Origin of the sequence: [Clostridium] clostridioforme AGR2157, assembly GCF_000424325.1 — a bacterium.
Lineage (GTDB): Bacteria > Bacillota > Clostridia > Lachnospirales > Lachnospiraceae > Enterocloster > Enterocloster clostridioformis_A.
Genome location: NZ_AUJR01000098.1, coordinates 1 through 6,330, shown reverse-complemented (window position 1 = coordinate 6,330; position 6,330 = coordinate 1). Strand labels below are relative to the sequence as shown.

Sequence of the window (6,330 nt, the reverse complement as noted above, 5' to 3'; positions counted from 1 at the left end):
CTGGGTAAAGTTTTTGAGCCGCAGGTCATCCTGCAGCCTGAGAAGATATTTTTCGTTCATGAAAACGCCCTCCATAATGTTAGATTTTAGTAACCGATAAATTCCTGTCATTTATGGAGGTGCACGGGCATTATAAAACCGCTTGCCTACAGAGCGGATACATGGTATGATTTTGTCCATAGCAGTAGTGATGTTTCCTATATCTATAAGGTTTGTTGGTTTGTGGTGAGTTAACAATACCTTATTCAGGACTCATTTACTACTGCTTTTTTATGAAAAAGAAAAATCGCTATGCGTAACCTTGGCAGGCCATCGCGCAGCGATTTTGTTCAAGGTTCGTTATGCTAAGCTTTGCATAGAGAGCCCTGAGGGGTTCCCCTGTCCGGATATAAAATTTCTCCATCTGGCATTTGAATTGGCGCTTTCAGCATTGCTTTGATTATCTGAATCAGTTTGGTGTCCCGTATACCTAACGTCCATATTTGCTGTAACAGCTTTCTATGGTTTACATTATCAAAGAAGCCCTTTATATCTACGTCTACTACATAGTGGAGTTTATTCCTTTGGGCCAGTCCATAGGCATAGGAGACTGCGTTTTCAGCGCTCCTGCAAGGTCTGAAGCCGTATGAATGTTCATAAAACTTTGCTTCACAGATTGGCTCCATGACCTGCAATATACATTGCTGTACAATCCGGTCTATGATACACGGTATACCTAACGGCCTTAATTTCCCATTTGGTTTGGGAATCTCTACCCTCCTTACTGTTTTTGGCACATACCTTGTAAACTGTTTTTGAATAAGAGAGACAAAATCTTCTTCTGGCATATCTGCCAGGGATTCTATCGTTCTCCCATCTGTGCCAGCGGTATGGCTCCCATCATTACTTTTGATATTTCTGAAAGCAAGCATGATGTTATTTGGTGCCACAATGATTTCTACGAGATTATTAAATATTTCTCCATCTCTACTTTTTACATACAGTTCATCAAAGATGTTTTGCATGTCATAGTATTCCGCATAGCGCAATTTACTTCTTTTTTTAGCTTTTTGTGTCATGTACATCACCCCATTTCATTGATTCGAGTGACAATTTCTTATTCTTACTCGACTGCATGATTAGAGAGTGTGTACTGCTGATTTTCTGCCTGACTTGTGGCCATTCCTCCGTCGCCCTCTTTTTCGCAGGCAACATCGACAGTTCGACCACGACCTTTCAGCAGAGATTCATCCGCTTATTGTTCTTCGCCGGATTATCCATAGGATTCTCTGCCTTTCCTTGTTCCGATAATTCTATCTGTACATATATACCCTTAGGTGTTCCCTCTAAGCCTGACAGCTTGCATGTGCCTGTAGCACATCACGGTGGTTCGTAACAACCATTCCTACTAAACCGCACTGTCTGGGCATGAACCCACACATACATTTCTGTATGTGGCACTTTTAGACCTTTACATTCGGGAGTTTCGTCAGGCATTGCTGCCATTCTCACCATAGGTATTTTATAGACCCCCGGCATATGGGGTGCGCTGTCCACCTCTGGACAGGTTTCGTCAGCGTTACCTGCTACGGCACCTTTCTGCCGACTTTACCGGGCTTCACACCTCATCACAGGGTGATGACGCATGCCGGAGTATCAGGGGAGGCGTTTCAAGGCGTTACCCTATCATTCCACCTCTCGAATTATCAGTTCACAGAACTGATTAAAAACAGCGCTGTGCGCCGCCTTTTCAGCGGCGAACAAGTCGCACGGTTATAGTGCATACTTTTTCGGAAATCCACCGAGTTGAACACCTTAATTTTATAACCCTTCCTCTTTTGCAGGAAATGGCCCACTTGGGAGAGGACACCGCCTTTCGGATCTACGCACACATACGAGGAATGAGCTTGAAGGAGCTGCGGGGTCAGCCAGAACCGGGTCTTTCCCGAGCCGGACGAACCGATAATACAGCAGTTGAGATTTCGGGCGTTGGCCGGGATTTTGGGCCGGGTGTTCATCGTAAGAAATTCCGTCCCGGTCAGTATCACGTTGTTTTCAAACTTCGGGTCTATGAATGGGGCTATGTCTTTGGCCGTTCCCCACCGGGCCGAACCGTATTCCACGTCCTTCCTGAATTTCTTTGCGTTCTTCACTTTGTTGTAGACTACCAGACGGAGCACTACGGCCCCCACAAGCCCCATCAGCAGGTCGAAACCAGCGAGGCCCGGCGCTACCGTCCCGAAGGCCGGGCCAACGGTTTTCATCATGCCAATGAGTTTCGCGCCGAAGTCCGCCCCCGCCGCGAGGCGGTAGGCTGTCCCCACCTTGCAGAAGAACCAGAAAATAAACAGGTACGGGAGGTTGGGAACCACATGTTTTTTGATTTTGGCGTTCACCGTTCCTGCACCGCCTCTCTGGTTTTTTCCCGTTCCTTCTGCCGGGTCTTGACACGGCCCATAGCCTGCCGGAGCCCGCGCCGGATAGAGGGCTTGTCGTTCTGGCGGGCCATCACCCGCTTGGTATACTCGGAAAATGCCGCCGTGATGGCGTCGGCCTGTCCCGCCTTGAAAAACAGAAGATAGTCCTTCGGGCCTACTTTGTGGAACGCATAGTCTACATTGAATTTCCGGGCCACCCGGTCAAACAGGCGGGCGTCCCCCTTTAGCTGGATACTGTTGGACTGTCCGGCGTGGCCCATGAGCTGTTTCACGCTCTGCCGCCCGTGGGGCGTGAGCGCGTCCCGGTTGTGTTTCTGTACTCCGGCCAGAAACTTCTGGCACGCCATGAACAGCACCCGGCCCGTCAGCTTTGCCGCCTGTACGGATATAGCCACAGTCTTTCTTGATACTTCTTCTTCCATTGATACCTCCTTCCCATCCGGGAGCCGCGGGTTAAAACCGGAGGCCCCCGGGGATATGGGAAACCTCGGGCCAACTTGGCCCGAGGTCTACCGCCTGTCATGTGCCGCCGTCGGAGCTGTCTTTTCCTTCTTCGGCGGGTTTGCTGTCTTGTGCTCCTGCATGGTTTTCAAGATAGAAGGCTGTCTTTCGGCGGCACGTTCCAGCCGTTCAAGACTGGCAACTGCCTTATCCAGACTGTTCCGGGCCGCAAGGAAACAGGCCCGTTCCGCCCGGTAGGGGGCCTGTACCGTCTTGCCAGCTTGCCGGGGGCCTTCGCCTCCTGTACGGCCTCCTTCCCCATCAGGGCCCGGCCTATATTTTTCACATGCCGCCCGGCTTCGTGGTACTCGGCGCTTACGGCCTCTATTCTGGAAATGGCCTTCTCGTCCGCCTGTATGCCTTCGTTGATGTTGTTCCGCAGGGCTGTCAGCCCCGGCTTGATATGGAAGAACCGGGCGGCGTGATCCAGCGCGGAAATTCCACGTTCCTTCACAGCGGCCAGCGTATTTTTACAGCCCTCAATGATACCGGCTTTCAGCTCCGCAAGACTGTCACGCAGGGCAAGAATACGGTCTTGCAGGACAACGATTGATTTTTGCAGGGCTGATTTTAACGGGGGGTTCTTCATTTTCTCCAAATCCTGCCGCATGGCTTTCAGCTCGTCAACCGCACTGGCAAGCTGTTTTTCCATTTCGGAAACATGCCCGATAGCCTCTAACAGTTCTTTTCCTGCCGGGGACTGGTTTTCTTTCAGCAGGGCCAGCAGTTCTTTTACATACTCATTTTCAGCTATCGGCGTTTCCACGGCGGGCGCTTTCTTTTTTGGCAATATTCACACCTCCTTTCGTCCGGCCAGCAAAAAACCTCGGGTCAAGTTGGCCCGAGGTCTACCGTTCCTCATGGGTCGCGGCCTTTGCTGTTTTGCCATGTTCCGGGGGCGGGGCCTCCCGGAATTGTTTCAGTGCTTCGAGAATGGAGCGGCGGGGTTCCTCGGCATAGGAAAATATCTGGTATTCCTCGGGAACCTCCCCGTCATAGTGTTCCATGAAGGGACTCCGTTGTTCTCGATATAGCCGCCCGCCGCAAAATCGCTTGTCGTGTTTAAGAACGTATCCCGTCCGTATGCCTCATAGTCAAAATAGTCTTTGATATGTTCTGGCACGTCAAGGGCTCCGCACTCGTCAATGAGATACCGCCCCAATTCTTCCTCATTCTGTACCTCTGGGTAAAATTCGTAGCAGTCAAGGTTTTGGGTCAGGTTGATTAAATCCTTAACGCTCCCGGTATATTCTCCGAGGGAGAGGGCGGCTTCATATTTTGCCTTCTGGCCGTTGTCCAGTCCGTCCAGTAGGGAGGCAAGATAATTCAGTTCGTCAATACTTTCGCCTTCTCCCAAATGGTTTCGCAGTCCGGCAACATTAGTTTCATAATCGGCAATAAAAATTTCCTCATACCGTATACCGTCCACGCCAATCTTGGAAAGTATGGCCTGTACTTTCTCAGTTGAGGCGGGAAATCTCAACGGTTCCACCGCGAGAATCCCCTCATTGTATTTGCCGAGATTGCCAATATAGGCGTTAATCATCGCACCGAGCCTCCCGGCCCTTGCCTTTCACGGTCAGTATGCCGTCCAGGGTGGTTGCTGTGATGTTGAGCCGCCCAGCAACGGCAATATCGTTCTTCACATCTTCTGTCATACCGTTGCCGCACACCACCAGTACATGAGCCCGGCGGAGCATATCGCGGGAAATGTCAATCCCGCTTTTGTGTTCCTCGGGAATATCGTCATTCAAGAACAAATGCAGGTAGAGCAGGGGGCAGACCGGGGAAAATCCGGCCTCATAGACCGCCCTGCAATACTGCGCCGCCTGTTCCGTGTCGGCCTTGTGTTCGCCTGTCCACGCGGCGGTGATGTATGCTAAAGGTCGTTTCATGGGGTTCCTCCTTCCTGTTTGCGCTTAATAGGGAGCCCATCCCCTCCGCCCCTTCCCGTGGGAAGGGGAACGACTCAAAGGAATATATATCCCCGTCGCTTGACTACTACAAGCACAACCGGGAAAGGCTGTCAAGGGCTTCGCCGCCGCAGGCAGTGGCGCTTGCGCCACCCTTGACTGCCTTCCCCGGTTGCGCTATACAGACCATGGCGACGGGGAATATATTATATCCTTTGAGCTTCGGGGCGCGGGGCAGAGCCCCGCATTTAGGCAGGAACCTCGGGGCAACTTGGCCCGAAGCCCGGTCTTATTTCTCCTTCTCCGCCTTTTTCTCGGGTTTCGCGTGTTCCTTCTGCTTGCCCTTCCAGTCGTCCAGCAGTTTGATGATCTGCTCCTTCATTTCCTGCGGGGTCTTTTCCTTCCCGAAATACTTTTCCAGCTCTGCACCGTTGATAATCACTTTGTCTACCTCCTTCTTTTCTTCCAGCATAATTCCATCAATCACATCACCGTTGAGCACGCCTTTCTGGTCGAGCTCCCGCATACGTTGTGCCTGCGAGAGAGACGGGGCCGACTGCTGCGCGTCAATGGCAACGGCGATATACTGCTGATTTTTCGGTGCGATATAGGCAAGCTCCACAGCGGGAGTGAATTTTATCCGGCCCTCGTCCATGACCTTTGAGAGCTCCGGCACAAGGTCGTTGAGCTTAATATACCGCTGAACCTGTTTCACCGTCATTTTGTTGCGGAGGGCCACAATCTCATTGGAGCGTTTTCCGGCCTCCTTCGGGTCAATTTGGCCCGAAGTCTCCCGCGCTCCCTGATGTTTGATGGCCTCCAACTGCATTTTCAGGGCCTTCGCCCGCTCACTGGGAAGGGCCTCCGTCACCTTTGCCGCCTTTTCTTTCTCCGCAACGATTTTATCAATCATAGCTCCGGAAATATCAATGACGTTTCCGGGGCGGCTTTTATCCGCGGGGCCTGCCGCGTCCGTCTTTTCCTGTTTCGGGCCGCTGTCCATTTCGGGGGCCGGGGCCTCCTTTGCCGGGGGCGAACCTACGGCCTCTTTGGCGGGCGGCGCGTCCTTGCCGGGGGGCTGCTGTTCGGGAGAGGCGGGGCCGTTCTTGGTCTGTTCCTCCGGCTTCAAATCTTTTTTATCATCTGCCATTCAATTAACCTCCTTCATATTGGCACAAGAAAGTGCCTTCGGCACCTCAACTCCCCTAGCCCCTCATTCATGAGGGGAATTAGGGCTTGTTTTTTGCGTCATTTTATTCCATAATAATCTCATGAATGTGATTCAGAAGATGCTCAGAGACTATTACGAAATCATTGAATACGATATAAAACCCAGACCTGTCGTCATGGAAAACATTGATAAGGTCATTAACTGCGGGGATCCTTCTTATGGTGGCGCCATGTATGGTTGTCCCCATTGCGGTAACCTCAAGTTCGTTCCTTTTCGCTGCCACTCCAAGTTTTGCCCCTCCTGCGGCGCTAAGTATTCCAATGACAGG

General features: G+C 51.6%; 3 protein-coding genes and 5 pseudogenes. 1 reads left to right on the top strand and 7 read right to left on the bottom strand.

Features of this window, described 5'->3' with window-relative positions:
- Window positions 1–356: 356 nt before the first annotated feature.
- The 7 genes and pseudogenes from G614_RS28775 to G614_RS0123220 all read right to left on the bottom strand — a co-directional run.
- Window positions 357–1,064: pseudogene (locus G614_RS28775) on the bottom strand (reverse transcriptase domain-containing protein); the annotation flags it as partial.
- A 687-nt stretch (window positions 1,065–1,751) separates the two neighbouring features.
- A pseudogene (locus G614_RS0123245) lies at window positions 1,752–2,375 on the bottom strand (type IV secretory system conjugative DNA transfer family protein); the annotation flags it as partial.
- Window positions 2,372–2,839 (bottom strand): PcfB family protein, encoded by a 468-nt coding sequence (locus G614_RS0123240; RefSeq protein ID WP_027643806.1) that lies wholly within the window; start codon window positions 2,837–2,839, stop codon window positions 2,372–2,374. The pseudogene G614_RS0123245 and the gene G614_RS0123240, both read right to left, overlap by 4 nt.
- An 87-nt stretch (window positions 2,840–2,926) precedes the next feature.
- A pseudogene (locus G614_RS28770) lies at window positions 2,927–3,708 on the bottom strand (DUF6674 family protein).
- Window positions 3,709–3,766: 58 nt separating this feature from the next.
- Window positions 3,767–4,464 (bottom strand): annotated as a pseudogene (locus tag G614_RS28765) (antirestriction protein ArdA).
- Window positions 4,457–4,813, bottom strand: a complete 357-nt coding sequence (locus tag G614_RS0123225; RefSeq protein ID WP_027643805.1) for a hypothetical protein — start codon at window positions 4,811–4,813, stop codon at window positions 4,457–4,459. Before G614_RS0123225 ends, G614_RS28765 begins: the two are co-directional and overlap by 8 nt.
- Window positions 4,814–5,120: 307 nt before the next feature.
- Window positions 5,121–5,696: pseudogene (locus tag G614_RS0123220) on the bottom strand (DNA-binding protein); the annotation flags it as partial.
- A 406-nt stretch (window positions 5,697–6,102) separates the two neighbouring features.
- Here G614_RS0123220 and G614_RS34755 point away from each other — a divergent pair.
- A partial coding sequence (locus tag G614_RS34755; RefSeq protein WP_207637844.1) for a transposase zinc-binding domain-containing protein occupies window positions 6,103–6,330 on the top strand: 228 nt, incomplete at its 3' end.